Here is a 25,697-nt window from a genome sequence, read left to right as displayed (position 1 = left end):
GCAAAATCCTGAGCAACTTTTTGTTGCTCAGGTACTTAAAAAGTTTAATTTATAATAGTGTTGCGGAATTAAGGAATATGAAAAAACTAGTATTAGAAATGATGGCTATTTGTGCCGGAGCATTGATTGTATCTTGTGGTAGTGGAAAGAATATGTTGTCTGTTTCTTCTCTGGATGGGGAATGGAATATTACAGAGGTGGATGGACAAAAGATATCTACAGAGAGAATGCCTTTCATTGGTTTTGATGTAGCTCAGAAACGTATTTATGGAAATAGCGGATGTAACCGTATGATGGGAAGTTTTGAAGCCGACTCTCTGAAGCCAGGTACATTGAAGTTTGGACAGATAGGAAGTACCCGCATGATGTGCCCTGATATGAAGACTGAGCAGATGGTATTGGGTGCATTGGATAAAGTGACTTCTTTCCAGACGGTTTCTGACAAGCCTAGTGTGATAACTCTATGTAATCAAGATGGTCAGCCGTTGATGACTTTGGAAAAGAAGGCGGCTCCGGAAGTGTCACTGTCTGATCTTTCAGGAGAATGGGTTATTGAATTGGTGAATGGAAAGAAGATTGTAGGTACGGCTGAGGTAACTCCTTTTATCGGTTTTAATTTGGATGAAAGCCGCATTTACGGTAATATGGGCTGTAATACTATTAATGGTGCATTAACGCAGGAAGATGGAAAACCCAATTCTTTGAGATTTGACAATGTTGCTACTACCATGATGATGTGTCCTGATATGGAAACTGAAACTATTGTGCTGAATGCTTTGAATGAAACAAAAAGTTTCAGCATGAAAGATAATAAAGTATACTTATTAGGTGAAAATGGAAATGAATTGCTGGTGTTGAAGAAACGATAATCCATATACATTCAAATAGATATGGTCGGCCTATTTTCTCATAAACGAGAAAATAGGCCGATTGCATTTATGGCATTATGGTAGGATGCTGACAAGTATTCTGTTTGGTGGAATTCTGACATTCTTGCCTTATATAAATCCATCTAAAAGTATCATATAACAAATAAATCAGTCATTTTGTCAGCCTTTGTCACATTCTTATTTTTGGCATACCGTTTGTTTTATGAAGGACGTGCGGTTGGTGCACCAAAGAAAAAAAGAAATCCTTCGTGAACCATTCGCCAAGAAATCAGTTTAATTGAAAACAAATAAATAAAGATATATAATTATGGGAAAGATTATTGGTATTGACTTAGGAACCACAAACTCATGTGTTTCAGTATTTGAAGGTAATGAACCGGTAGTAATCGCAAACAGTGAAGGTAAACGTACTACTCCGTCTATCGTTGCATTTGTCGACGGTGGCGAACGTAAAGTAGGTGATCCTGCAAAACGTCAGGCAATCACTAACCCGCAACGTACTATTTTTTCTATCAAGCGTTTCATGGGTGAAACCTGGGATCAGGTACAGAAGGAAATAGCCCGTGTCCCTTATAAAGTAGTGAAAGGTGACAATAATACCCCACGTGTAGATATCGACGGACGTCTTTATACTCCGCAAGAAATTTCAGCTATGATTCTGCAGAAGATGAAGAAAACAGCTGAGGATTATCTGGGACAAGAAGTTACAGAAGCCGTTATCACCGTTCCGGCATACTTCTCGGACTCACAACGTCAGGCTACTAAAGAGGCTGGTCAGATTGCAGGTTTGGAGGTTAAACGTATTGTGAACGAACCGACAGCCGCTGCCTTGGCTTATGGGCTTGATAAGGCTCACAAAGATATGAAGATTGCTGTGTTCGACCTTGGTGGTGGTACATTTGATATCTCTATCCTTGAATTTGGTGGTGGTGTGTTCGAAGTACTTTCTACTAATGGTGATACTCATTTGGGTGGTGACGATTTCGACCAAGTGATCATTGATTGGTTGGTGCAGGAATTCAAGAATGACGAAGGTGCGGATTTGACAAAAGACCCGATGGCAATGCAGCGTTTGAAAGAGGCTGCAGAAAAGGCAAAAATTGAATTGTCTTCTTCTACTTCAACTGAAATCAACCTGCCATACATCATGCCCGTAGACGGTATGCCTAAGCACTTGGTTAAGACTTTGACCCGTGCTAAATTTGAAGCTTTAGCTCACAATTTGATTCAGGCTTGTCTTGAACCTTGTAAGAAAGCTATGAGCGATGCAGGTCTGAGCAACTCTGATATCGATGAAGTAATCCTTGTAGGTGGTTCTTCTCGTATTCCGGCTGTTCAGGAATTAGTAGAGAAATTCTTCGGCAAGACTCCTTCTAAGGGCGTGAATCCTGATGAAGTTGTTGCTGTAGGTGCTGCTGTTCAGGGTGCTGTTTTGACAGATGAAATCAAGGGCGTTGTATTGCTGGATGTTACTCCGTTGTCAATGGGTATCGAAACATTGGGTGGTGTAATGACTAAGTTGATTGATGCAAACACTACTATCCCGGCTCGTAAGAGTGAAACCTTCTCTACAGCTGCCGATAACCAGACTGAAGTGACTATCCATGTACTTCAGGGTGAACGTCCGATGGCTTCACAGAATAAATCAATCGGTCAGTTCAATTTGACTGGTATTGCTCCAGCTCGTCGTGGTGTTCCTCAGATTGAAGTAACGTTTGATATTGACGCTAACGGTATTTTGAAAGTATCTGCAAAGGATAAGGCTACCGGTAAGGAACAAGCTATCCGTATCGAAGCCTCCTCTGGTTTGAGTAAGGAAGAAATCGAAAAGATGAAAGCCGAAGCTGAAGCTAATGCAGAAGCAGACAAGAAGGAACGTGAAAAGATTGACAAATTGAATCAAGCTGATTCTATGATTTTCTCTACTGAAAATCAGTTGAAGGAATTAGGTGACAAGTTGTCGGCTGATAAGAAAGCCCCGATTGAAACTGCTCTTCAGAAACTGAAAGATGCTCATAAGGCACAGGATTTGGCTGCTATTGATACTGCCATGGCTGAACTGAATACAGCATTCCAGGCTGCCAGCGCTGAAATGTATGCTCAGAGTGGTGCACAAGGTGGCGCTCAGGCTGGTCCGGGTGCAGGTGCAGGACAACAGGCTAATCAAGGTTCTTCTTCTAATAACAAAGAAGATATTCAGGATGCAGATTTTGAGGAAGTGAAGTAATTCAGACAAGGACATAAATAATAAGCAAAAGCGTGCAGTTTATCAGAACTGCGCGCTTTTGTGTTTTTTATTGTTATATACTTGTCGATATAAGGACACTGAGTTCTTTCTCTTTAATTCTTAAGAATCTATTTGCCATTACAAGTATTTAAGTCCTCATTAAAATATAAATCATGATATTATATTTTTCTTTGATGATTTATTTAATTAACCTAGGTAATGGCAAATATGAGATTAGTAAAATTAAAGTATCGTCCGAGTAAGGGCGTTTTCGTTTTTGAATACATGCAGGAGCAGATAGAGCGTCTTAGAGGGCAAGGAAAAGAACGGACAGTCGAAACATATCAGTCCGCATTGAACAGCTTCATGAAGTTCCGTGATGGCATAGACTTATGTTTTGATGAGATGGATGCAGATTTGATGGAACATTATGAAACGGAGATGCGCTCCACTCACCATTTAAGTCGTAATACCACTTCTTTTTATATGCGTATTTTGCGTTGTGTGTATCGCAAGGCAGTGGGTGAGGGACTGGCCCTTCCTGCAGATCCCTTTGAGAATGTATATACTGGTGTGGACAAGACCTCAAAGAGAGCTGCCACCCTGACAGATATCAAACACATCAAGCAGTTGGATCTTTCCGATCATAAATCGTTGGAATTTGCACGAGATATCTTTCTCTTTTCTTTCTATATGCGAGGAATGTCTTTTATAGATCTTGCCTATTTGCGCAAAAAAGATCTCAATAGTGGCTTTGTGAGTTATAGCCGTCGTAAAACAGGTAAGAAACTCATTATACGGTGGGAAAAACAGATGCAGGAGATTATTGACAGATACGGAGATTCGGAAACACAATATCTTTTACCTATTATAGAACGAGAAGATGGCACGGAGCGCAGACAATACCGGAATAAAATGTTGCTGGTGAACCGTAAATTGAAGAAGATTGCAGCCCGGGCAGGATTGACCACACCACTTACTATGTATGTGGCGCGCCATAAATGGGAATATTATAAAAATAGTACTGTATATATTTGAATTACAACAATATACAAAACAATAGATTTCTTAGATTAACAAAATAGTAACATAATCATTCAAAATTCAGCCAATCAACACAAAATCGTAAGAAGTAAGTTCCAACCTCAAATCACTCCCTATATTTGATATTTTTTGCCTCCCAAAAGAAAAATCACCGAGTGTATTTTCCACTCAGTGCATAATCAAGCAATCAGCCGGATGAGTTTATAATAATAGGTTTAATTGAATCTTGTATATATACTACAAGAACCGGACTAAACCTGTATTCCTTTACGCTTTTCTATTTGAAATGAGATTCAATCCAAATCTCTATTTTCTCCGGATACTTCACGGTTTTAGCCAAACAGACAACCCCGACAACTTCCACCCCATATTTGCCAAGTTCCTCTGCGTGTTCCTTGATGCTGCTTCCTGTTGTAATCACGTCGTCAATAATTACGACTTTCTTGCCTACGATGTCTGCATTGATAATGATATTGGAATCCGCATTTACCTTATCCCTATCTTTTATGTTGTGTTTGCTTTCACGGGCCTCCAGATAAGTAAGACTGTACAGCATCGGATGCAACTTTTCTTCATACGACAAAGCATTGTTCAACCGGCTGAATCGGGTAAGGTATTTGCTTTGATTGCTGCATGGCATGAATACAACACTAACACTATCTGGCAAATCCAGCTTTGCCAATGCTTCTTTGAATAAACGGCTGCAAGACACACGTCCGTCCTTAAAGTCATATACCATTTGTACAAACTTCCGTTGTTCCTCAGTGATGAAATTCCAATCCTTTTTGGGTATGTAATAGTCAATGAATATTGCCGGAATCTTCTTGCCGTTGGAAAGTTTCATCTTGAAAGGCACCATCGGTTTCTCATCCATGAAATCCTCCAAAGCTGAATATACATAGAATCTTTCCGCTTTCTTTTCCCCTGCACGCAGCGCATTGCGATATCCCCATTTGCGTTCCTCCTTTGTTATCGCACGTTGCCCCACTACCAGAAAGGCCGCAGCCGCTCTCTTTTTCCATGTGTTTATCCTGCTCATCAGGTAAAAGAACACCAATAGGACAATCCATATAATCAGTTTTTCCATTCTCTATCTTCTTTGTTATTGATACGCTTTATAGGCACGTTATGCCTTTTCTTTTGGAAGGTTATAATTTGTTCTTATTATGATGCACTTCCATTTGCAAAGATACGCAGAAACAGCATATTCCAATCCACCTTTTTAACTTATCTCATTTGTTTTTTCTTCTTATATATCATCTGTTTACATACACTCCTGTTATAAAAGGTTTCACCGCAATCCTTTTTCCCAAAGACAGCCAAAGTCTTTTTTGACAGGAAAAGTAACCTTCTGATAACTTTTTCCTTGTTTAACAGCCTTTTCCTTCTTCTATCCAACCGATAGGCTACTGAAACTGCCGGCAATATCGTTTCTCCACTTTTTATAGTCAGCCTTACGTTATCTATATCCCAATGAGTATTGCTTTATATCAACAATGCCTATGTGATTGCTGATTTTCACGGTTTCCTCATTTCATAATGAAGTTTCCATTCTGATTTGCTCCTTTACCTCATGGATAGAGCCACGTGCGGTTATTAGCATACTTCAGCTTCCTTTCCGACTATTACTGCTATTTTCTTTGCCCTCCCTTCGTCAATCTCTTTTTGATGGCGAAGTCACAATATTTTTCAGATGCAAAGATATAATGCAGCGATGCCGAAGCATCTACGGGTCACTCCGTTCTGACCAATGACATACACGAAAATCTTCCGACATTTTTCTACTGCGTGAAAAATATAGCGTATTTGCGTGCTATCCCTGGTGCCGCCCTATACCTGCAATATCCGATAGCATCATAAAAATTAATTGTTTAACTTCTAAAAAATAGAATTATGAAGAAAGTAGTAGAAAATTCATTCGCAGTAACAGGTTTCGTTGGTAAGGATGCAGAAATCCGTCAGTTTACAACAGCAAGCGTAGCACGCTTCCCACTGGCAGTAAGCCGCAAGGAGCAAAACGGAGAAGAATATGTGTCATCTTTCATTTACGTGGAAGCCTGGCGTAAAAATGACAGCACTTCTTTTGAGTTGTTGAAGAAAGGCAAAAACATTACAGTCAAGGGATTTTTCAAACCCGACGAATGGACTGACCAGCAAGGTGTCAAACATAACCGTATCATCATGGCAGTCACCGACTTCTATGAGCCGGTGGAGAAAGAAGAAGAAAAAGCTCCTGTCGCTTCAAAAAAGAAGAAAGCCAAGAAAGCTGCTTAACAGCAGTTTCTCCTTTCAAAAACGGCTTCGGCCGTTTTTTTATGTTCAACAGATACATTTACGCATACTCTCTTTTTTTAACCAATCCTCCCTGTTATATCATATTGATTCCCATTGCACCACTATAAAGAAGCATATTGCTCTTTTGGCTCGCAAGCCGGCACATCACTTTTCGTGCGGCGAAATTAGAATGAAGCCCGGAAATAGCAAGCCACACGTTGCTCGTATGATGAAAATAGACTATTGCATGGTTGATTTTCATATCCGGGCTTGCCTTATTCCATCAATGGCTTCATTCAGGGGATGCCTTAAAAAGTCTGATATGCCGACCTGCGGAACTGAAAAGTAATGTAGGGAAAACAAGTCAGGCATTGAGAAAATAATAGTATTAACTTTAAAAAAAGCTATATGGAACGAAGTATCGAAAGAGTACCCACATGGGCATTGCCTTACATGGCTAACGGAGACGCCACAGGACTGAAAGACAAAGAGATTAAAATGATTGACAACCTATTGCGTAATCGGTGTATCGAACTGGTATGCCCCATTGCAGACAGCGTGCAAGGCGGTATGCCACCTTATTATACCAAAGACCCACTATTCGGCAAGGCAACCGAAGTGGAAGATTGTATCGTTTTTTATAATATCTAATTAAGACGCTATGAATGTGACATTTGAAAATCTTATTAACGTATGGGACGCACAAATTCCCAACTTATTGGTTGAACTGGTAAACCATGCTGTATTTGCAACAGACAAAGCTGGTTTTCAAGCTGTTGTTACAAAATTGTCTGAAACCACGGATTTTGACAAGTTCTTTGCTTATGGATACGGCAGACAACATTTTTGGCTGAAGCAACGCCTTGCCTCAGACCCTTCCAAATACATGGATGAACGGTTATTGATAGTAGATTTTTGTAGGTACAACCCAAAGAATGAAGATGATGAAGGTAATATCGAATAGAAATCCTCCAAAGGAAAGTTGCATCGAGGAAATAAGGCAAGGTCAAAAAATGATTCTTTGGTCTGACGACAACATATCTATCTCTATGATATTCAATAATCTGACCGGACAAAACTTTAAAGCGGATGAATACAAAGCCTATATCCGTAACATTGCTTTTGGAAAAATGGGATTTGTGCCAGGCACGATTGAACTTTATAAAGGAGGTATATTGATAGCAAGCGGCATAATTCCAGCTTTATAACCAGTCAATAATTAAAATAAAATATATGGTAACAGCAAGAACATTAAAAGGAGCGCAAGTATATGTAACATTTTATCCTGATTGTGAGGAAAATGTAGGTGGCTATTATTGCCAAGTATATACCGATGAAAATTGTATATGAGAAATAGACAATTTCATGGTTCATGTGAAAGATATTGCAGATAAAAAAGACCCGTATGCTGCGGCAGAAGAACTGGTAAGAGAATATATAGAATCAATCAAAGAGTATTAAAACTACCTATTGAGTGCACAATGAAACAAACCAATTCACATAATCAAGTAATGGCAGTGGCACTTACCGGCCACCGTTCCATACCCTACGATAAAGTACCTTCGCTTCGGAAAGCATTAAGGACAGTGATATTGGAACATTACAATCGAGGCATCCGCATATTTTACTGTGGCATGGCGATGGGCTTCGACCTGCTTGCCGCAGAAACGGCTTTATCCATGAAAGAAGTATATTCCGACATTACATTGGTTGCAACCGTGCCTTATCGTGGGCAATGTGAAAAATTCACACCTTATAATAAGGAACGCTATCGTAATGCTCTTGCCAAAGCGGATGAAGTTGTCATACTTGCAGAAAGCTATGCTGATGACTGTTTCCTTCGGAGAAACGACTATATGCTGTCATGTTCCGGCCACTTGATAGCCTACTTTGACGGAGTTCCCAAAGGTGGCACATACTACACTTTCAAAAGAGCCAAGCAGCGAGGTATGCCGGTTGTCAATCTGTTTTAATCAATGAAAAGGTTTTGTGTATGATTTGCACAGAGCCTTTTCTTTTGGTCAGCCCTGCGCCTCAATTTCCTGTTATAATCCACTCATTCCCTTTTTTACCATCCGCTCCAAGAGCGGCTTCCCTTCCACTTTTACCCGAAATGGCTCCTTTTATAAACTCTCCCTATCCTCTAATAACGTGACAATCAAGATTGCCTTTTTGAGCGTGATTCCACCCGGCCCGGATTTATTTTTCCGCAAAGGTAACGTCCGGTGTCAAGACTTGTCAAATCCGGCTGTGCCGTGGATGCCTTCACGAAATCTTCCTCTCACAAGTTCGAGCGTATTTCCCTCGTCAGATTTGCCCGTATTTCCCCGTCACCTTTTCGAGGCAGAAAAATAATTCCCGGCAGGTTGCAACAACCCGCCCGAAGAAAGGGAAATATTAAACAAAAGGTTAAATATACACGTATGAGTTACAACAAGTTAAAAGCATTAGAGGGCAATATCGAAGCGATAAGCACAGCCCTTGCCATTCACGAGGAACGCAGAAATGCGACCACCGCAGAGCGTGAGACATTATCCAAGTTTACAGGCTGCGGAGGTATCAAGGAAGTATTGAGTATCGGAACGGACACCCCCATACCCGGCACCATGCAGGAAGCCGTTAAACGCTTGCTCTCCGTCCTGTCAAAAGCGGCAAAAGGGAATGAAACACTTTACAGGCAACTCCTACAAAGTCTGAAATCGTCCGTATTGACAGCTTTTTATACCCCGACATTCCTTATTCAAGCCGTAGCCGAGCAAATCAAAGACACTTTCACGGCAAACGACCTTAAAATGGGCACATTCTTAGAACCGTCCGCCGGTATCGGCGGTTTCCTGCCAGTCGGAGATATGGCTACACATCGGACGGCTTTTGAGAAAGACCTGCTTACCGGACTTGTATTGTCCGCCCTGCATCCCGACACACAGGTATTCATCGAAGGATTTGAAACGATTGACAGCCAAGAGACGGAACACAACCGCTTTGACGTAATCGCTTCCAACATACCGTTTGGCGACTTCCGTGTGTTCGACAATACTTTTAGCAAAAAAGGCGGCATCTATGCACAGGCTTCCAAGACCATCCATAACTATTTCTTCTTGAAAGCCGTTGAGAAACTGAACGAGGGCGGCATATTGGCTTTCGTCACATCAAGAGGTATCGCTGACACACAAGGCAACCAATTCGTGCGTGACTATCTTGTACACCGTTGCAATCTGATTACGGCATTACGTTTGCCTGATAGCCTGTTCATGCAGACAAGCGGCATTGAAGTAGGCAGCGACCTGTTGATATTCCAAAAGAGCGGCCGTAAGGTAACGCTTACAGACCGTGAAAAGCTGTTCATAGAAACAACCCGAGAAATCGTACCGGGTAGTGACCAATATACCGGACATACCAATAAATTGTTTACTTTACCAAAAACCGCCTTGTTTACAGAAAGTCGCATACAAACCAACCAATATGGGGAATATGTGCGCAAATACCGCTGGCAGGGAGAGGAAGCCGATTTGCAACAAACCCTTTCCTCCATGCTGAAAGCCGACTTTGAGCGTTTTTTCAGAAAGAACCTGTTTGCCACACCGAACAAAGGCATTGGCGGCATACAAATGTCACTTTTTGATTGCTTTAATACCAACAAGGTGGCACAGCCCAACAGGGAAAAACGCACGTACACAGGCACGTTGCACAAGTGGATGAAAAACGGCACGTTAGTACTCTTTGAAAACCAACTTGGCACACTCCGCTACAAACAGGCAAACTGTTTTTCCGACACGACCGTTACATTCGTACCTTTGAAAGTTTCCCGGATAAACATAGAGCGTGCCAACGATTATCTTCCTATCCGTGAAGCCTACTTTGAACTGACAACCAAAGAAAGCGAGGAACTGGCCGAATATCCGAAGCTAAGGGAACAACTCAACAAACATTATGATGCCTATGTGCGCAAGTGGGGCTTTTTCCACCACAACGACAACAAGGAGTTTTTCTCTTGGGATAGTCTGGGCATGGAAGTATTCACGATTGAAATGCAACTCGGAAAGGATATCTGTAAAGCCGACATCATGCACGAGCCTGTTGCGTTCAAGAAAATAGATACTTCCGTTCAACTGACACCGGTAGAAGCATTGGCAAGCAGCCTTAACTATTACGGTTCGGTCAATATGGACTATCTTGTACAGACAACCGGACAGGCCGAAACAGAACTGACAGAAGCCCTTGCCGGTGAGATATTCTACAATCCTTTGACGGATTGTTGGGAGAACAAAGGCAAATTCCTTGCAGGTAATGTCGTGGAGAAGTGCAAGGAGATATGTACCGTTCTTGCCGACCTGACAGGCAACGCTCAAAAATGGGCGGCTACATCTGTCGAGGCTTTGGGAGATGCGACCCCCGAACTTATTCCGTATGAAGAACTTGACTTTAATATGGGTGAGCGTTGGATTCCGGCAAGTATTTACGCTTCCTTTGCCAAAAACCTGTTCGGGGTAAACACAACGGTGATGTATTTTGATGTGAACGACACCTATATTGTCTCTTTGCAAGGCCATTCTCCCATTGCCTATAATGTCTATTCGATTGGAAGCTATAACGGGGAAGCCCTGTTCGTCCACGCCCTGCACGATACGGTTCCGGAAATCACCAAAGAGATAATGCGCAACGGTGAAAGTATCCGTGTACCCGATGAAGAAGCCATACAAGCGGCATCCACGAAGATACAGGAGATACGCCGCAAGTTCAACGAATGGTTGGATTACCAACCTATCGCCGTGCGTGATGAATTGGTACGCCTGTATAACGAACGCTTTAATTGCTACGTCCGTCCTCATTATGACGGTTCGGCACAGACATTCCCCAACCTCTCTTTTGAGCAGTTCCCATACAACGACCTCTATCCCTCACAAAAGGATGCAATCTGGATGATTAAGCAGAATGGCGGTGGCGTATGCTGGCACGAAGTCGGTGCAGGCAAAACAATGGTAATGTGTGTGGCGGCTTATGAAATGAAGCGTTTGGGCATGACACAGAAGCCGCTCATTATCGGCTTGAAAGCCAACGTACACGAGATTGCGGACTGTTTCCGCAAGGCATATCCGACCGCAAAACTTCTTTATCCGGGAAAAGAGGACTTCACACCTGCCAACCGACAGGAATTGTTCTCTAAAATCAAGAATAACAACTGGGATTGCATCATTCTCACGCACGACCAGTTTTCCAAGATACCGCAATCCGAGCAGACCATGCTGGAGATATGCGAACAGGAACTTCAAGACGTGGAACGCTCTTTGAAAGTGTTGGAGGACAGCGGTATGGCTGATAACAACAAAAGGTTACAGAAAGGTTTGGAGAAACGGCAGAAGAACCTCAACGCCAACTTGGAAGCCTTAAAAGAGAAACTTGGCGAGAAAAAGGATGATTGCGTTGATTTTCATGCTATGGGCATCGACCACATCTTTGTCGATGAATGCCACTATTTTAAAAATCTGATGTTCCAGACACGCCACACAAGGGTTGCCGGGATTGGTAATACACAAGGCTCGCAACGTGCCATGAACCTACTTGTCGCCATTCGTGACATACAACAACGGACGGGCAGGGATTTGGGTGCCACGTTCCTTTCCGGCACGGTGGTGGTAAATGCGCTGACCGAATTGTATGTGTTGTTCAAATACTTGCGGCCGAAAGAGTTGTCACGCCAATGTATAAGTTGCTTTGACGCTTGGGCGGCTATTTTCACGAAAAAGACAACCGACTATGAGTTGAACATCACCGGCTCAATCAAGCGCAAAGAGCGTTTCCGCACGTATATCAAGATTCCTGAACTGGCGACCTTCCTGCGTGAGATAACCGATTATCGCACGGCTGAAATGATAAACCTTGACGTGCCGCAGAAGAATGTACGTTTTCTCTCCGACAAGCCTACCATTGCCCAAGAGGAAATGATTGGACGTCTGGTGTCGTTCGCCGGTAGCGGTAATTGGGATGATTTGGGGCTTGACATTCCGCAGCCCGACAATCTGGATATGGCTAAAATGCTGGTGGCTACCAATGTGGCACGGAAAATGGCTTTGGATATGCGCCTGTTGGGTGATAAGTTCGCTGACGATCTGGGCAACAAGGCTTCCCGGTGTGCGACCACTATCTACGACTATTATGTACGTTCCAAATCCAACAAAGGTACGCAGTTCGTGTTCAGTGACTTAAGCACGTACAAGTCTAATGAGTGGAACATCTATCAGGACATCAAAGACAAGTTGGTGACAATGGGTATTCCGGCAAATGAGATACGGTTTATACAGACTGCCAAGACCGAACAAGAACGTAAGAAACTGTTTACCGACATGAACAACGGCACTGTCCGGGTATTGTTCGGCTCTACTTCCATGTTGGGTACAGGTGTCAATGCGCAGCAGCGAGCCGTGGCGGTGCATCATTTGGAGGTACCCTGGCGCCCGGCAGATTTGGAGCAGCGCAACGGGCGTGCCGTCCGCAAAGGCAATACCGTGAAGTTCTGGGGTGGCAATGTCGTGGATATTATCATTTACGGCACGGAGAAAACGCTGGATGCCTACAAATTCAACCTGTTACGGAACAAGCAACTGTTTATCAATCAGATAAACAACGGCACGATAGCCGTGCGCAGGATTGACGAGGACAGCATGGACGAGAACACAGGCATGAACTTCGCCGAGTTCGTTGCAGTCCTTTCCGGCAATATGGATTTGTTGAACAAGGCAAAGCTTGACAACCGGATTATGCAGTTGGAGAAAGAGCAGGCCATTTTCAACAAGGAAAGATACCGTGCCGAGCGCAAGATTGCCAAAACTGAGCAGGATATAGAGGAAACCATGCTAACCAAACAACGGATGTCCGAGGATTGGGCATATTATAAAGAATACAAAGGCGAACGGAAAACCTTGCTTCTGAACCTGCAACAAGCCATAGCGGAAGAAACCGGACGTGAGTTGCATAAGATAGCCAAGACTTACAGGAACGAATCCATCGGCACCATTGGCAGCTACATCGGGCTGAACCTGTCCGTCCGCAGCGAATACCACTATACCGGTGCTTTTGAACGCAACATATTCTTGGTGGAAGGTAAAAGCGGGTTGAAATACAAATGCGGTTTGTCCGGTGCATTGCCATTGGGCTTTGCCGATTCCGCAGTCTATCCGCAAGCCACCCTTGACAAGTTGCCGGAACTGATAAGACGCCAACAGGAAAAGATTGACCAACTGGCAAATGAACTCCCGACCTTGCAGCAGATTTTCAGCCGCAAGTGGGGCAAGACCGCCGAACTGGATGCACTGAAACAGGAGTGCAAGGAGTTGCAGCGGAAGATTGATAACTCCTTGAAAGAGTTGGAGCAACAACCTGCCGTGACAGTAATCGCAGCTTAATTTATACAGTATATTTTAACCATTCCCTTTGTTTTGTCGTGAGACAAGGCAAAGGGAATTTCTTCTATGATGCGGTGGCACATTACAAGCCATCGTTCCCTTTTATAACAACTCAATGAGTAATACCTCATTGCGACCATACCTTTTATAATAAGCATAGCTTCCACCGGCTTTCCCACCCGGATTTTTCATAGGATAAGGCTTGTCCTCTCCCTGAGTTTTCACTTCGCTCAGACACGGGGAGAGGCAGGACAAACGGCGGCACATTCCGGTACTCCATGCAGGGACTTCGACAATCGTCGAGTTGTCTCTGCATGGAGTTCGGGAAAAAGCCGCTTTTTGTTTGTCCGGCAAACCCTGATTATTCTACCCACCCAAGCCGGAGACCTTTATAGGTTCTATCCCTCCTTTTATACCATTCTCCACATACCTATTATATATAGAGACTTTATAGTCCTTTTCTACTCATTCTTTCCCTGACCCTTCTTCCTGTCACTTTTTAAGTCGGCACCGGTTGGGTTTTCCTAATGCAAAAGTCTGCTATCGCACTTGATGCCGCCAGCTTGAAATGAATTTCTTGCAAATTCTTCCTCCTTCGGAGCGTAATTGGCAAGAAAAGCCGCCGCATGAAGCTATACCGATAGCTGTGTGTGGCATTGTAAAACTCCAAAACGGTTTCGACAAAAAGAAACCGATGAAAGGGAAAAAACAAATATTCACATAATATCAAACTTTTAAAATTACAAAGATTATGACAACAGCTAATCAATCAGCAGCAGAAAGAAACATCACGTTAGTGTCAGTGGCAAACATTCAGCCGAGTAACTACAATCCTCGCAAGCGTTTCGATGAAACAGGTCTGGACGAACTTGCGGAAAGCATCAAGCAACAAGGCGTATTGCAACCTATCACCGTGCGTCCTATTGCAGACACAGACCGTTACGAGATTGTCTTTGGCGAACGCAGATACCGTGCTTCCGTTATTGCTGGTTTGGAAGAAGTTCCGGCTATCATATCCGAACTTTCGGACGAAGAAGCACAGGAAATGGCGGTCACAGAGAACTTGCAGCGTAAAGACGTTACTCCTACGGAAGAAGCCAATGCTTATAAGCAACTCATTGATAGTGGGAGGCATACGGTAGAAACCTTGTCTGTCTTATTTGGCAAAAGCGAGAACTATATCCGTACCCGATTGAATTTCTCCACCCTCATTCCCGAACTTGCCGAATTGCTGGATGCAGATGTTATCACCATTAGTGTGGCTTCTGAAATATGCCGATATGGGGAAGATGTGCAACGTGAGGTGTACGAGAAATATCTCAAAGAAGGCATCCAGCACTATTCCAGTTGGAGAGGCCGAAAAGCCAAAGAGATAGCAGAGCTTATCGAACAGAAATTCACCATAGACTTGGAGCGTTACTGCTTCGACAAAACCGAATGTGCTTCTTGCCGACATAACACCAACAACCTTTTGCTGTTCAATGACGGTGGTTGTGGACAATGCTCTAACCGCACTTGCCTTGCAGAAATGAATGCAGCCTTTTTGAAAGAGAAAGCCATTCAGATTGCGCAACAACAGCCCGATATAATCCTTTGCCGTGACCCATATTGCACTAATGAAACCACGGTTGAACGTCTCATCGCTTCGGGCTATGACGTTGAAACAATAAATAGCTGTATAGCTTTTCCTAAAAATCCGATAGAACCACAAATCAAAGATTACGATAACTCCGAAGATTATGAGGATGCACTGAAGGAGCACGAGGAAGAACAAGCTGATTACATGGAGATATGCAATGAAATCAGCCAGCGATGCGAAGCCGGGGAGATTGCCCTTTATGCCAAGATTGGTCAGGCTGACATCACACTCTGTTATGTGGAAAAGACCGCAGCTCAAATAGCAGAAAGTGACAAGGCTACACAAACAATAGCTGTACAAATAGCCGAATTGGAGAAAAAAGACAAGCGTAACAAGGAAATCGCCACTGAAAACACAGTAGATGATGTAAAAAGGGTGATAAAGGAAATTGATACAACGGAAACGAAATTTGGTGCTGATGAAGATAGGATGATGTATTTCTTCTTGTTGTCCTCTCTCCGTAAGGAAAATTATGCAGCCATCGGCATTGACAAAGAATGTGACTATCTGAAAGATGAAGATAAGATAAACGTCATAGCCAATCTTACGGCAAAAGCAAAAGCCATTATCCGCAGGGATTTCTTGATTGCTAATTTTAAAGATGCCTTTAGGAACAATGGCACGGCTGCACTTTTGTTTGACTTTGCAAAAAAACACATGCCCGAAGAGTTGGCAAACATTACAAACAAGTACAATAAAGTGTATGAAAACCGCCATAAACGCATTGAAGAAAAGAAAGTCGCTTTGTTGGAGCAGACAAAAGAAACCGAACAACCTCAATCTGAAGAAGTTCTTCAACCCACAGAAGAACAGCAACCCGAAGTGGCAGCCTAAATAAGTAGCAAGGGTGGAGCAATCCACCCACTACTTACTTTCTTTAATTCAAACATATGAAATGACAACAATAAAAAATAATGAGTTGATAGTCCAACTCAAAGCTGATAATCCCGACTGGTTTGATTAGCAAATGTGAATATGCAATGTCGGGGGTAGTGAGCCATAAAGGTTTGCTCCCCCGGCTTTCCTATTTACAAGGCTATAAGCCCACTCCCTTTTTAGGACAATCCCAAAGGAATTGCCCGTCATCCTTTTATACCATTTACCAGTCTCCTTTTTTATCGCTTGCTTCCCCACCCATATCAGCGGAATGTCTGTACCACAACCATCCTTTCCATACAAGATACGGGGAGGCAATGCCGGACAAACAGGGTCTTGACTTTGTGCTGTTCCATGCCGGAGCTTCGGCAAACCGAAACGACACGGTATTCCACGGCATAAGCCAAGCCCCTTCCATTCATCCGCCATTGCTTTTTCTCCCTATCGTCTCTTTCCTTTCCAGACAGGTTGTGGTAAGGGCAAACAGTGACACTTCCTATTTTTCCCTGTACCTTCGGTAGAGTCCAAAAAAGGAAAAGTCACTACATAGTTTGCCCGGCAGCCCCTTGTCCGACCCACCCGGAAGCAGTTTGCTTTCCTGTTATACCGACCCATTATCCTTTTATATCCAGATTCGATATTTCCACTCCAATCTGTCCGCACCGTTCAGATTTTGGCTGCAAAGGTCTATCATCGTGTCTTAATAGTCCGGCCTGAAATGTATTTCTTGCAAATTCTTCCTTGCCATGCAAGCGTAATTGGCAAGAAAGACCGTACCTATAAGCCCGGTCGATGATTGGAAACCGCAGCATAAATTCCGAACCGGCAGGACAGAAAGAAGCCGAAGACAGGGAAAGATATGTGTAACCCATTAAAACAGAAAAGACAATGGAAAAAATTCCGAACATCCAAGCAACCAAGGAGTACCAATTTGCAAAAGAAGTAGAGAATATGTTGAATAATTATAGTTTCAACCATTCCGTATTTGCTGCTTCCATCCCATTCATGCACCCGACCATCCAACAACTGCTGTACCGATTAATCCGGAAATGCCTGAAGGTCATGGCTGACGAAGAACGCCGATACGATGACCGTAACAGGGCTTCGCACGAAGAGGCTAAAGCAATTATAGAGTTTTTAGCAGAGAACGAACGATATATACCTCACATCTAACTGGTTTACAAAAATGAAAACGAACACCATCTACATACTTTATACATTAGTTGATTGCGGTGAAAGCGTTTCCGACTGCCATACGCTTTACAGCACTTTGGAGAAAGCCAAAGCCGCAATGGAAGTTGAAATTCAAGAGTGCATGAAAAACTTCCGCCATGGAGAGGTCAAGCATGACTTTGAAAGGCTTTATGAGTTTATGAATGAAGACGGACAAGGCTTCACGGTGGGAATAGATGAACAGATACCGCAATGAAAAAGAGATATAATTTCATAAGCAGATTGATAAACAAAATCACCCTTAACAGTCAGTCAAACAATGACTCGTTTTCCTATTATGGGCATTGGGTGGAATTGCAAAGCGGAACGGTCGATTATATGTCCGTGACCATTTACAATACGTCAGACCGTTATTCGGGAACATTGGTGGAATTTCAATTTGATTTCTGGACGATGGAGCTTTGCTTTGATGCCGTATCGTGCGATGAAGTCTATGATACTGTTGTAAAAGCATTCAAGGGTGTTTATTATAACAGACGTATTCGGGTCATTGAATAAAAGTCGTACTACGAAATGGCAGCATGGATGGGGGAGATAAATCCCATCCATGCTGTATCATTGTACCTTGGCCCCCTTTTAATTACATAAAGGCTTATCCTTTTTTACGCCCTCTGTTCAATGTTATCCCGGCTTCTTTCAGCACCCGAAACACGGAACTCCGGCTCCTGAAGCCACTGGCTTTCCATATCTCATTGATAAGGTGTCCGCTTTTATACATATTCACCACGAACTCTTTCCGCTCGATGCGGTTGTAATCCACCGGGGACAATGTTCTCATGCGGCTTTTCACTTTGCGGACTGCATCGGAGGACTTGCGGATATCAAATGCTTCTTTGGGCAGCAATGCCACGACATTGAGTATATCCGACATCTGTGTCTCCGGAAAAAGCTCGTTGCCGGAATCTATGCGGTCATGGATTGAAATAAGACGGATTTCCTTCAGACGGCAATATTCAAGGAGATACGAAAGCTGCCGTGTCTCACGGAGAACGTGGCTCAACTTGGGAACGACCAGTTCATCCCCCTTGTTTAGTCGGTCAAGTAATTTGTTCCATTCCGTACGCAACTCATAATCCTGCTGTTCTTCCATAATCTCGTTACAGCCGAATCGCTTCATCCACTCTTTATCCGTGTTCGCCCTATACCCGGCATAATTCATTACATATCCTACCTTTGCCATATTTATTTGTTCCTAATTTATTCAAGTACAAAGGTATAACAAATACCTCACAAAGCCGCATAAATGGCAGCTCGGACAACCTTTTTTATCATTTCACATCGAGGTTCCATAGCGTGTCAGACAGATTGTTTGCCATGTTGCCACTCCTTTTTGAAAGTATTTCCAGTTATTCTTCCCCTCTTTTATCGGATAGCTTGAAAAATGTTTTTTGTGCTATTTGTTATCCGTTGGTTGATTTACACAAAGTTGCAAAAAACAGACTTGGAGTATAATTCCATAAGCTTTTGTAAACTTGTATTTTACATACTTCTTATATGGATATTACACCTTATTTTTGCTTTTTGAAATCATAAAACTAAAGTCCGATATGAAATTGTATTTAGTGACAAAAACATTGTCAGTACGACAGACACGGAGACAATCATCTTGTTTCTATCCGGGCATTGGTCGCCTGTTATTCAAAGGTGACCGTCCTCTTTTACACACGACATGGGTGGCTTTGTTGGCCATAATCTTGTTGGCTTCTTGCAACCGTTCTGCGGAACATGGCTTCCATTCTTCCGAAGAAGCTTTCGATGCCTATGCAGATTTTTTACAAACGGTAAAAAAAACGGAAAATATAACCACCGGCCGGCTTGTGGAACTGGCACGGAAATGGTATGCGTTGGATGATTCCGTGGCAAGTTGTATTATCCGTGACAGCATGAAAGCCCATGCACCGGCCAGACAGGAAATCATCCATGATTCCCTACGTTTTTATATGGGCAGGCTGATTGACAAACGGCAGTGGGCTTTTACGGATTACCTCACAATCATAGAGTCACTGAATAGAGTGGAAGTCGATACGTTTTCCCTGCCATTGGTAGCTTCCGCACACCGTTTTTATGCCGGTCTGGACAGTGTTCCAACTTACGGCACGAACGCTGAACAGACCGTAGCCCTGTATCAGAAGATGCTCGAGCGGACATTGAAAGACGGCTTCCGGTCCAAAGCAGACATTATCACCTTTTTGCAGGAGGAAGATATGGCATTCCGTTCTTTCTTGAAGTATCTTCCTGTGTATGGGGATATTCCACTGGGCGACATCACGGTTCAGACCGGAAAAGTGATACGGCATATCACAGACCTTTCCATGAAGGAGCAGCCTCTATTCCACAAGGAAGAACTGGTTATCCTCCTGACAGTACGCAACAACCGCCGTTTGCTGCAAAATGCCCTCGTTTGTCTGGACGAGATATGGCGTGACAGGTACATAGCCGACAGTAACCGTTCAATGGCATATCTCTGGATGTTGGTTCAACCGTGGATTTCCTTCGATGAACTCTCCTATACGCTGTTGTCCGAGAGGCAGACCGATGCACTTCACAGGTTGGCCAAAGAGACTTCCAAAGCAACCAGGAAGTTGAAGCACTCCGGCTTCCCGCTGGAGGTGGACGAGTTGCCTGCACTTCTTATCAAGGCATACATCACGAATATCAACTAATATCAAAGAATATATCATGCAGAAAGAACAAATAGACCGGTTCGTCACGCTGGCAGGTCTGGAAATGCCGGCACTGATTTCTCCGGGAAAATTTCAAGGAGCGGAGATTTATGAGGACAGTGCCGTGCTGACCTTCCTCTTGCCAAAGGTGTATCCGTTGGAAGAACTGATTGACGAATTGGAGGATCAAATGGAACTCATATTGCTTTATCACTACCTGCCATCCACGTCCACGGATTTCGGCCAGAAATGTTGTGCCTATTCCAATCCACGTTTCGGCCGGATGTATAAGCTCAATGCCACGGCAAACGGAAACATTGAATGTGATACCCTGTATGTGACCCTCTATGATTCTCTGGAGATAATGGGCTGCGAACTTCGGGAAGAACTGTTGAAGGTCATCAAGAACGGCCATATGCTGTTTGCGCGGAGTGAGGAAGAACTGTTAAGAGATTTTGTCTGAATGAAAGAGAGTATTTATAGAAAACTGGTATCCGTTATCCATGATTACAGGACATGGATTGATGTGCTGGATGCAGACAGGGAAAGCACGTTCTCCGTCCAGAAGGGTGGAGAGTTGCATCCGGTGCATTGCCGTGTCCTGTACTTGGTGGCGAAAGTCCCGAACAGCGTCTATCCCAAAGGCCATGTATTGAGCATACCGGAATACAAATTGGATAGTGCCGTGCGTTCATTGAAACGCAATCCCGATTTCAAGTCACGCTACCAATCGGAAGCATTGCTATATACTGATGTGGAAGATATTGTCCGTATCGCTTCCAATCATTTCATCAAACTCGAATTAGAACCCTAAGACATAGATAACCATGATTGTAAAATCCCTTTATTTGCTTTTTCTACTCACGTTTTTAGTGCTTCCTTTCTTTTATCACAGGAAGAAGTCCAAACCGTCCATGACCAAGTTCTACCTGCGTATGGCATTCAGCCATAACTTCCGCAAGTGTTACAGGCTGGTATTGCTTTCAGCCTTGCTCATGTTCCATTTCTACCACCTCTCTTTGTTCAAGTTGCCATTGGAACTGGCTCCCTCATCCGTGGTATGCCTGTTGCTGTTTTCCCATCGGATTTCAGAACGGGTATTCCGCTTTTTGCAGCAGGAACGGACACTTCTCGGAGTGGCGGTATTCTCTGTTGTCTGCCTGTTTGCTCCTCATTTCCTGCCGCTTGGCGTTACCATTGGCGCACTGATTTTCGGGGCGGCGTTTTACCCCTCATTGTCGGTTTGCCGCATGGTAAAGAAGCCCTTTTTAAGGCAATCGTTTTTAGAGAATCCCGAAAGTATCATTCCGCACTATCGAAACTGGGGGTATAGGAAGAAATGATAATGTTTTCCCTGCTTTTATTACCGTTCGAAGACTATATAATCATCATAAATTCATGAAGAAGGAATACATCAATTACAGAATAATTGCGGACAAGGAACTGCTTGAGTTCCTCCGTTCGGATGAAGAAGAAAGATTCTCCAAAATGGATGCCCTCTGTGACTTACTTGACAAGGCATCCGGTGAAAGCCGTGACAGCCTGACCTATTTCGGAACGACCGTCACCTTGCGGAAAGGGCAATTCGTCACGACCGTCAGCAACCTTGCCCGGCAATGGAAATGGCACCGTGCCACGACACGCAGTTTCCTCGATGCGTTGGAGAACTTCGGCATGGCGAGGATAGACGCACACAAGAAGTTTTTCCTGATAACAATGAATTACACGTTGCCGGAAACGGAAGGCTTACAGCCCCGTATGATGTCACCGGAGGAAGAACGCATCAACAAGTGGATATGTGGCTACCTGTGCCTGGAGGAAATGGCTGAATCGGCTGTACAGTTCATCACAACTACCGAACATGTTCTATCCATGCCGGTGACAGATAGCGGAGCCGGCATCGGGGAACGCTTGCATAAGCTGTTCGCCCATATAATCCTGCAAAGGACGAACTTGTTTCCGACCAATCCAACGCTTTCCGCCACATTGGAGAGAGTGTACTGCGAGGTTTGCCACAGGGATGTGGCGATATACCTTCAACTACTCGCATCGGCAGGTCTGAACCTGATTGACGTACAATGCCCGAAAGTTCCGGAATATTTATTAGCCTTGATACCAGACAAGGTTTCAGAAGACCTCCGCCTGCTTTGGGAATACTACGCTCCCTATTTTGAGGGAATCAATCAAGAGAAGGCTGGGAAAATACCCCAAACCAACCAATAGAACCCTGCTTGCTGCCTCTCCTTTTAGACTCACCGGGTATGCCCTTATTTCCACTTGCGGAAGCGTAACCCTCATGCGAGGTCTTGACCTCCAGTTTTACGACGGGCTTGCCCGTCCGGAAGGAAGTGCTTCCAGCACGTAGCCTAATACGCACTTTGCCCCGGACGGGCAAAATGCAGAGACCGCAAAGGCGGCAGCAAGCTGTAAAAATAGCATATAGGACACATGGCGAACAACATCAAACAGGTTATGGACATCAGGCCCGGAAAGGGCATGACCACCGGTCAAAGCGACGAGCATCAGCGCAACTGGACGGAAAGAGGTTGGGAATGGGCATCGAAGCACGGCAACTATGACCGCACCCGTGAACGGCTTAACTTTGAAGTCATCAAAGGAGGTAAGGTCGTGCCAGTGGATAAGTCCAAATCCATACCGGATCGCATGGCGGAAACCTTGCGTGAGCGTAGTATCAAAGACCCCAACGCCGGGCTTACCGAACCGAAGTTCCGTACTGTGGCGAATATCATCTTTGGAGGCTCCAGGGAGAGGATGCACGAGATAGCCTTTGGCGGCCAGAAAGTAAACCTCACGCATGGAGCTGATAACTCACATATCCGGCGCAACAAGGATATAGAACTTTGGGCGCAGGACGTGTACAGGTTTGCGTGTGACAAATGGGGGGAGGATAATGTCATAGGCTTCTATGTACACCTTGACGAACTCAACCCACACGTGCATTGCACCGTGATACCGGTAGATGAACGGAATAAGATTTCGTTCAACAAGATTTTCGGAGGAAATATCTATGACTTCAAAGAGCGTCTGTTCGCACTCCACGACGAGCTTGCCAAAGTCAATGGGAAGTGGGGATTGAACCGTGGAGACAGCGTGAGCGTGACCGGCACCAAGCACCGCACAACGGAAGAATACAGGCGTGCGTTGAGCCGTGAATGTACCGCGCTGGAGAAACAGATTGGGAACGACCGTGAGCTGCTTCGACAACTCCATTCGGACATCCGTCTGGCAGAAAAAAGAGTGAAAGGATTATCTACCATGATTGCCAATCAGGAACAAAAGAAACTGGAATTGGAGGAAGAAATCAGAACAGTGGCCACTGATTTGAGGACGGGCAAAGGGGATTCCGAAGAACTCCAGAAACGCATCGCTAAGCTTGATTATGAGCTTCAGAAAGTACTTGAAAACCTGTCCGACAAACGGGAGAAATTGGCGGAAGCCGACTGCAAATTGTCGGAGTTGAAAACACTGGAGGCCGAATCGAAAGACAAGGTGGAGAGTTACAGGGAGGAAGTGAGACTAGCTACTTATAATCTGGAGAACCAGGTCCGATACAGATTGGCGGAAGCCATGGTCGGTGACATCATCCGGGAGTTCAGGACGCATTTCCAAAGTTTGGGGAAAGAGGCGCAAAGCGTGTTCGATGATTCATTGATTAAGGACATGGCCGAACGTGGCGAAGATATATTCAAGTGCGCCATTTACCTTTTCGCCAATTATGTCGATTTGGCCACCACCTTTGCCGAAGGGCATGGAGGTGGCGGAGGGGGAAGCGACCTGCCCTGGAGAAGGAAGGAGGACGAGGACGACCGGACATGGGCAAGGCGTTGCTTGCAGAGGGCACACCGGATGATGAAGCCTGCCGGTGGAAAGAGCGTCCGTAAAAAATAAGAGAAATTCACTCTCCATGAAGTCTGATTGACAGTCTGATTGGGAGAAGTAAAAAAGAATACTTGTTAAAGACGGCGTGATAGGCTTCCATACGTTCAGGCATAGATCGGTCACGTTGTTTCTTTGCATCACAAACCAAATTTTAGATAGAATGAAGAGAATATTTTTGTTTATGTTGCCAATGGCATTTTCGATGGGAGCACAGGCTTACAATGTGAATATAGCCGATACGGTGTGTACCCGTCACAGAGAGTATTTCAAGGAGAAGTGGGAAACGGTACAGCCTTCTTACCTGACCGATGTCGTTTCCGTCTCCACGTGGAAAGATAACTGGTTCCTGAATGTTTCCGGCGGTACTTCCGCTTTCTTGGGTTCACCATTAGGGTGTGAAGATTTATTTGGCAGGATGAAGCCTACATTGGCTGTTTCGGCAGGCAAATGGTTCACGCCAGCTATAGGAGGTCGCTTGTCCTATCAGGGTTTCCGATTCAAGGATTCACGGTTGGAAACACAATCATATCAATTCTGCCATGCGGATTTGCTTTGGAATGTATTGGCAGGCTTGGATAGGGGCAATACACCGTGCCGTTGGAGTCTCATCCCTTATGCGGGAGCCGGTATCATCCACCACAAGGGGAGCGGCCACCATCCGTTTGCTCTTTCCTACGGCATACAGGGCAGATACCGTCTTACAGACCGTTTCCACTTGCTTGCGGAACTGGGTGGCACCACGACTTTCAAGGACTTCGACGGTTATGGTGCTTCAGACCAATTCGGGGATAATTTAGTGGGCCTGACGGCAGGAATCTCCTTTACGATTGGCAAGGTCGGTTGGCGGAAGGTGATAGACCCTGTTCCTTATATAAGACAGAATGAGGAACTGGCTGTTCATGCCTTGTGTTTGGCAGGGAAGAACCGGGGATTACAGAAAAACAATGCCATGAACCTGGCCATTATCGCCGAGTTGAAGAAGATTCTGGAGTTGGAAGGTCTGTTAGACCGATACGCTGATAAGCTGTCCGAACTTGTCGGCAACGCAGAAAGCCAAACCGCTTCTTCCGGCTATCCGAGAAACAATTACAGCGGATTAAATTCGCTTCGCGCAAGGTTGAATCAATCACCCTTGACGGAGGCAAGCGACTCTACATCTTCCGCTCATCCGGCGGCACATACCAATGAGCAAATTGTTTCACAAAGACAGCATACCCACCATTTAGATAGTGATGCCTCACAGCTTGTTTCCGACAGCCTGTATGTCGGGGCACCTATCTATTTCTTCTTTGTCCTGAATACCGGCCATCTGACTGATACCTCGCAACTCATCAACCTTGACGGGATAGCCCGGATTGCCAATAAGCATAGGTTGCATATCCGGGTTTCAGGAGCGGCAGACAATGCCACGGGTAATGAAACGCTCAACAATTCATTGGGGCTTTGCCGTGCGGAATACATCAAGGCCCAGCTTATCAAACGTGCCGTGCCAAGCAACCGTATTGAAATTGTTTCAGAAGGGGGGATTGACGATTATTCACCCAATGAGGC

23 protein-coding genes and 1 pseudogene are annotated in these 25,697 nt (G+C 44.4%); 20 read left to right on the top strand and 4 right to left on the bottom strand.

Features of this window, described 5'->3' with window-relative positions; all coding sequences use genetic code 11:
* Window positions 1–77: 77 nt before the first annotated feature.
* From AB5935_RS19005 to AB5935_RS18995, 3 genes and pseudogenes are all read left to right on the top strand, one after another.
* The gene (locus tag AB5935_RS19005; protein ID WP_007837344.1) at window positions 78–869 is read left to right on the top strand and encodes an META domain-containing protein; all 792 of its coding nucleotides are present in this window, start codon (window positions 78–80) and stop codon (window positions 867–869) included.
* A gap of 328 nt (window positions 870–1,197) precedes the next feature.
* A complete protein-coding gene (gene dnaK / locus AB5935_RS19000) occupies window positions 1,198–3,117 on the top strand; it encodes a molecular chaperone DnaK (RefSeq protein WP_007837345.1) in 1,920 nt (639 codons plus the stop codon).
* A 219-nt stretch (window positions 3,118–3,336) separates the two neighbouring features.
* Window positions 3,337–4,122, top strand: a pseudogene (locus tag AB5935_RS18995) (tyrosine-type recombinase/integrase); the annotation flags it as partial.
* Window positions 4,123–4,438: 316 nt separating this feature from the next.
* Here the strand turns inward: AB5935_RS18995 and AB5935_RS18990 are convergent.
* Window positions 4,439–5,248, bottom strand: a complete 810-nt coding sequence (locus AB5935_RS18990; protein WP_008667034.1) for a ComF family protein — start codon at window positions 5,246–5,248, stop codon at window positions 4,439–4,441.
* Window positions 5,249–6,054: 806 nt separating this feature from the next.
* On the opposite strand from AB5935_RS18990, the gene AB5935_RS18985 reads away from it, so the two are divergent.
* From AB5935_RS18985 to AB5935_RS18960, 6 genes are all read left to right on the top strand, one after another.
* On the top strand, window positions 6,055–6,435 hold the full coding sequence (locus AB5935_RS18985; protein ID WP_005836245.1) for a single-stranded DNA-binding protein: 381 nt from the start codon (window positions 6,055–6,057) through the stop codon (window positions 6,433–6,435).
* A gap of 408 nt (window positions 6,436–6,843) precedes the next feature.
* Window positions 6,844–7,086, top strand: coding sequence for a DUF6926 domain-containing protein (locus tag AB5935_RS18980; protein ID WP_004319494.1), 243 nt, complete (start codon window positions 6,844–6,846; stop codon window positions 7,084–7,086).
* Between the two features lie 10 nt (window positions 7,087–7,096).
* Entirely contained in the window at window positions 7,097–7,399 is a 303-nt protein-coding gene (locus AB5935_RS18975) for a hypothetical protein (RefSeq protein WP_004319491.1), read from the top strand.
* Between the two features lie 85 nt (window positions 7,400–7,484).
* Window positions 7,485–7,643 carry a hypothetical protein gene (locus tag AB5935_RS18970; protein ID WP_371744246.1) on the top strand — a complete coding sequence of 53 codons (159 nt, stop codon included), beginning with the start codon at window positions 7,485–7,487 and terminating at the stop codon, window positions 7,641–7,643.
* A gap of 303 nt (window positions 7,644–7,946) precedes the next feature.
* Window positions 7,947–8,408 carry an SLOG family protein gene (locus AB5935_RS18965; RefSeq protein WP_005836240.1) on the top strand — a complete coding sequence of 154 codons (462 nt, stop codon included), beginning with the start codon at window positions 7,947–7,949 and terminating at the stop codon, window positions 8,406–8,408.
* A 450-nt stretch (window positions 8,409–8,858) separates the two neighbouring features.
* Complete coding sequence (locus tag AB5935_RS18960) at window positions 8,859–13,835, top strand: N-6 DNA methylase (RefSeq protein WP_005836238.1); 4,977 nt, start codon at window positions 8,859–8,861, stop codon at window positions 13,833–13,835.
* Window positions 13,836–13,937: 102 nt separating this feature from the next.
* Here the strand turns inward: AB5935_RS18960 and AB5935_RS18955 are convergent, their stop codons facing one another.
* Window positions 13,938–14,189 (bottom strand): hypothetical protein, encoded by a 252-nt coding sequence (locus AB5935_RS18955; protein WP_032837713.1) that lies wholly within the window; start codon window positions 14,187–14,189, stop codon window positions 13,938–13,940.
* A 394-nt stretch (window positions 14,190–14,583) separates the two neighbouring features.
* On the opposite strand from AB5935_RS18955, the gene AB5935_RS18950 reads away from it, so the two are divergent.
* On the top strand, window positions 14,584–16,308 hold the full coding sequence (locus AB5935_RS18950; RefSeq protein WP_176350418.1) for a ParB/RepB/Spo0J family partition protein: 1,725 nt from the start codon (window positions 14,584–14,586) through the stop codon (window positions 16,306–16,308).
* 126 nt (window positions 16,309–16,434) lie between these two features.
* Here AB5935_RS18950 and AB5935_RS18945 read toward each other — a convergent pair whose 3' ends face one another.
* The gene (locus AB5935_RS18945; RefSeq protein ID WP_034523143.1) at window positions 16,435–16,779 is read right to left on the bottom strand and encodes a hypothetical protein; all 345 of its coding nucleotides are present in this window, start codon (window positions 16,777–16,779) and stop codon (window positions 16,435–16,437) included.
* Window positions 16,780–17,238: 459 nt separating this feature from the next.
* Between AB5935_RS18945 and AB5935_RS18940 the strand changes: the two genes are divergently transcribed.
* The 3 genes from AB5935_RS18940 to AB5935_RS18930 are packed head-to-tail and all read left to right on the top strand — an operon-like array spanning window position 17,239 to window position 18,081.
* Window positions 17,239–17,523: a hypothetical protein gene (locus AB5935_RS18940; RefSeq protein ID WP_004319482.1), complete on the top strand. Its 285-nt coding sequence runs from the start codon at window positions 17,239–17,241 to the stop codon at window positions 17,521–17,523.
* Window positions 17,524–17,536: 13 nt separating this feature from the next.
* Window positions 17,537–17,779: a hypothetical protein gene (locus AB5935_RS18935; protein ID WP_005836232.1), complete on the top strand. Its 243-nt coding sequence runs from the start codon at window positions 17,537–17,539 to the stop codon at window positions 17,777–17,779.
* Window positions 17,776–18,081: a hypothetical protein gene (locus AB5935_RS18930; protein ID WP_005836231.1), complete on the top strand. Its 306-nt coding sequence runs from the start codon at window positions 17,776–17,778 to the stop codon at window positions 18,079–18,081. The genes AB5935_RS18935 and AB5935_RS18930 overlap by 4 nt, the downstream gene beginning before the upstream one ends.
* 94 nt (window positions 18,082–18,175) lie before the next feature.
* On the opposite strand, the gene AB5935_RS18925 is transcribed toward AB5935_RS18930, so the two are convergent.
* Window positions 18,176–18,763: a recombinase family protein gene (locus AB5935_RS18925; protein WP_005836230.1), complete on the bottom strand. Its 588-nt coding sequence runs from the start codon at window positions 18,761–18,763 to the stop codon at window positions 18,176–18,178.
* A gap of 367 nt (window positions 18,764–19,130) precedes the next feature.
* Here AB5935_RS18925 and AB5935_RS18920 point away from each other — a divergent pair, with 367 nt between their 5' ends.
* The 7 genes from AB5935_RS18920 to AB5935_RS18890 all read left to right on the top strand — a co-directional run.
* Window positions 19,131–20,246 carry a hypothetical protein gene (locus AB5935_RS18920; RefSeq protein ID WP_005836229.1) on the top strand — a complete coding sequence of 372 codons (1,116 nt, stop codon included), beginning with the start codon at window positions 19,131–19,133 and terminating at the stop codon, window positions 20,244–20,246.
* A gap of 16 nt (window positions 20,247–20,262) precedes the next feature.
* Entirely contained in the window at window positions 20,263–20,709 is a 447-nt protein-coding gene (locus AB5935_RS18915) for a hypothetical protein (RefSeq protein ID WP_005836226.1), read from the top strand.
* Complete coding sequence (locus AB5935_RS18910; RefSeq protein WP_004319471.1) at window positions 20,710–21,060, top strand: hypothetical protein; 351 nt, start codon at window positions 20,710–20,712, stop codon at window positions 21,058–21,060.
* Window positions 21,061–21,073: 13 nt separating this feature from the next.
* Window positions 21,074–21,589, top strand: coding sequence for a hypothetical protein (locus tag AB5935_RS18905; RefSeq protein ID WP_005836224.1), 516 nt, complete (start codon window positions 21,074–21,076; stop codon window positions 21,587–21,589).
* Between the two features lie 55 nt (window positions 21,590–21,644).
* Window positions 21,645–22,469, top strand: a complete 825-nt coding sequence (locus AB5935_RS18900) for a hypothetical protein (RefSeq protein ID WP_005836223.1) — start codon at window positions 21,645–21,647, stop codon at window positions 22,467–22,469.
* Between the two features lie 225 nt (window positions 22,470–22,694).
* Window positions 22,695–24,155 carry a MobV family relaxase gene (gene mobV / locus AB5935_RS18895; RefSeq protein ID WP_004319463.1) on the top strand — a complete coding sequence of 487 codons (1,461 nt, stop codon included), beginning with the start codon at window positions 22,695–22,697 and terminating at the stop codon, window positions 24,153–24,155.
* Between the two features lie 151 nt (window positions 24,156–24,306).
* On the top strand, window positions 24,307–25,697 hold a 1,391-nt coding region (locus tag AB5935_RS18890; RefSeq protein ID WP_368327519.1), incomplete at its 3' end, for an OmpA family protein.

The organism is Phocaeicola sp. RTP21198st1_B8_RTP21198_201120, assembly GCF_040929485.1.
Lineage (GTDB): Bacteria > Bacteroidota > Bacteroidia > Bacteroidales > Bacteroidaceae > Phocaeicola > Phocaeicola dorei.
The sequence above is the reverse complement of the archived record's forward strand: the minus strand, read 5'-3'. Positions and strand labels throughout refer to the sequence as shown.

Bases quoted from the DNA above. Each gene is read 5' to 3' on its own strand.
- AB5935_RS19005 (WP_007837344.1), top strand. From the start codon at position 78: ATGAAAAAACTAGTATTAGAAATGATGGCTATTTGTGCCGGAGCATTG.
- dnaK (WP_007837345.1), top strand. From the start codon at position 1,198: ATGGGAAAGATTATTGGTATTGACTTAGGAACCACAAACTCATGTGTT.
- AB5935_RS18990 (WP_008667034.1), bottom strand. From the start codon at position 5,248: ATGGAAAAACTGATTATATGGATTGTCCTATTGGTGTTCTTTTACCTG.
- AB5935_RS18985 (WP_005836245.1), top strand. From the start codon at position 6,055: ATGAAGAAAGTAGTAGAAAATTCATTCGCAGTAACAGGTTTCGTTGGT.
- AB5935_RS18980 (WP_004319494.1), top strand. From the start codon at position 6,844: ATGGAACGAAGTATCGAAAGAGTACCCACATGGGCATTGCCTTACATG.
- AB5935_RS18975 (WP_004319491.1), top strand. From the start codon at position 7,097: ATGAATGTGACATTTGAAAATCTTATTAACGTATGGGACGCACAAATT.
- AB5935_RS18970 (WP_371744246.1), top strand. From the start codon at position 7,485: ATGATATTCAATAATCTGACCGGACAAAACTTTAAAGCGGATGAATAC.
- AB5935_RS18965 (WP_005836240.1), top strand. From the start codon at position 7,947: ATGGCAGTGGCACTTACCGGCCACCGTTCCATACCCTACGATAAAGTA.
- AB5935_RS18960 (WP_005836238.1), top strand. From the start codon at position 8,859: ATGAGTTACAACAAGTTAAAAGCATTAGAGGGCAATATCGAAGCGATA.
- AB5935_RS18945 (WP_034523143.1), bottom strand. From the start codon at position 16,779: ATGGCGGATGAATGGAAGGGGCTTGGCTTATGCCGTGGAATACCGTGT.
- AB5935_RS18940 (WP_004319482.1), top strand. From the start codon at position 17,239: ATGGAAAAAATTCCGAACATCCAAGCAACCAAGGAGTACCAATTTGCA.
- AB5935_RS18935 (WP_005836232.1), top strand. From the start codon at position 17,537: ATGAAAACGAACACCATCTACATACTTTATACATTAGTTGATTGCGGT.
- AB5935_RS18930 (WP_005836231.1), top strand. From the start codon at position 17,776: ATGAAAAAGAGATATAATTTCATAAGCAGATTGATAAACAAAATCACC.
- AB5935_RS18925 (WP_005836230.1), bottom strand. From the start codon at position 18,763: ATGGCAAAGGTAGGATATGTAATGAATTATGCCGGGTATAGGGCGAAC.
- AB5935_RS18920 (WP_005836229.1), top strand. From the start codon at position 19,131: ATGAAATTGTATTTAGTGACAAAAACATTGTCAGTACGACAGACACGG.
- AB5935_RS18915 (WP_005836226.1), top strand. From the start codon at position 20,263: ATGCAGAAAGAACAAATAGACCGGTTCGTCACGCTGGCAGGTCTGGAA.
- AB5935_RS18910 (WP_004319471.1), top strand. From the start codon at position 20,710: ATGAAAGAGAGTATTTATAGAAAACTGGTATCCGTTATCCATGATTAC.
- AB5935_RS18905 (WP_005836224.1), top strand. From the start codon at position 21,074: ATGATTGTAAAATCCCTTTATTTGCTTTTTCTACTCACGTTTTTAGTG.
- AB5935_RS18900 (WP_005836223.1), top strand. From the start codon at position 21,645: ATGAAGAAGGAATACATCAATTACAGAATAATTGCGGACAAGGAACTG.
- mobV (WP_004319463.1), top strand. From the start codon at position 22,695: ATGGCGAACAACATCAAACAGGTTATGGACATCAGGCCCGGAAAGGGC.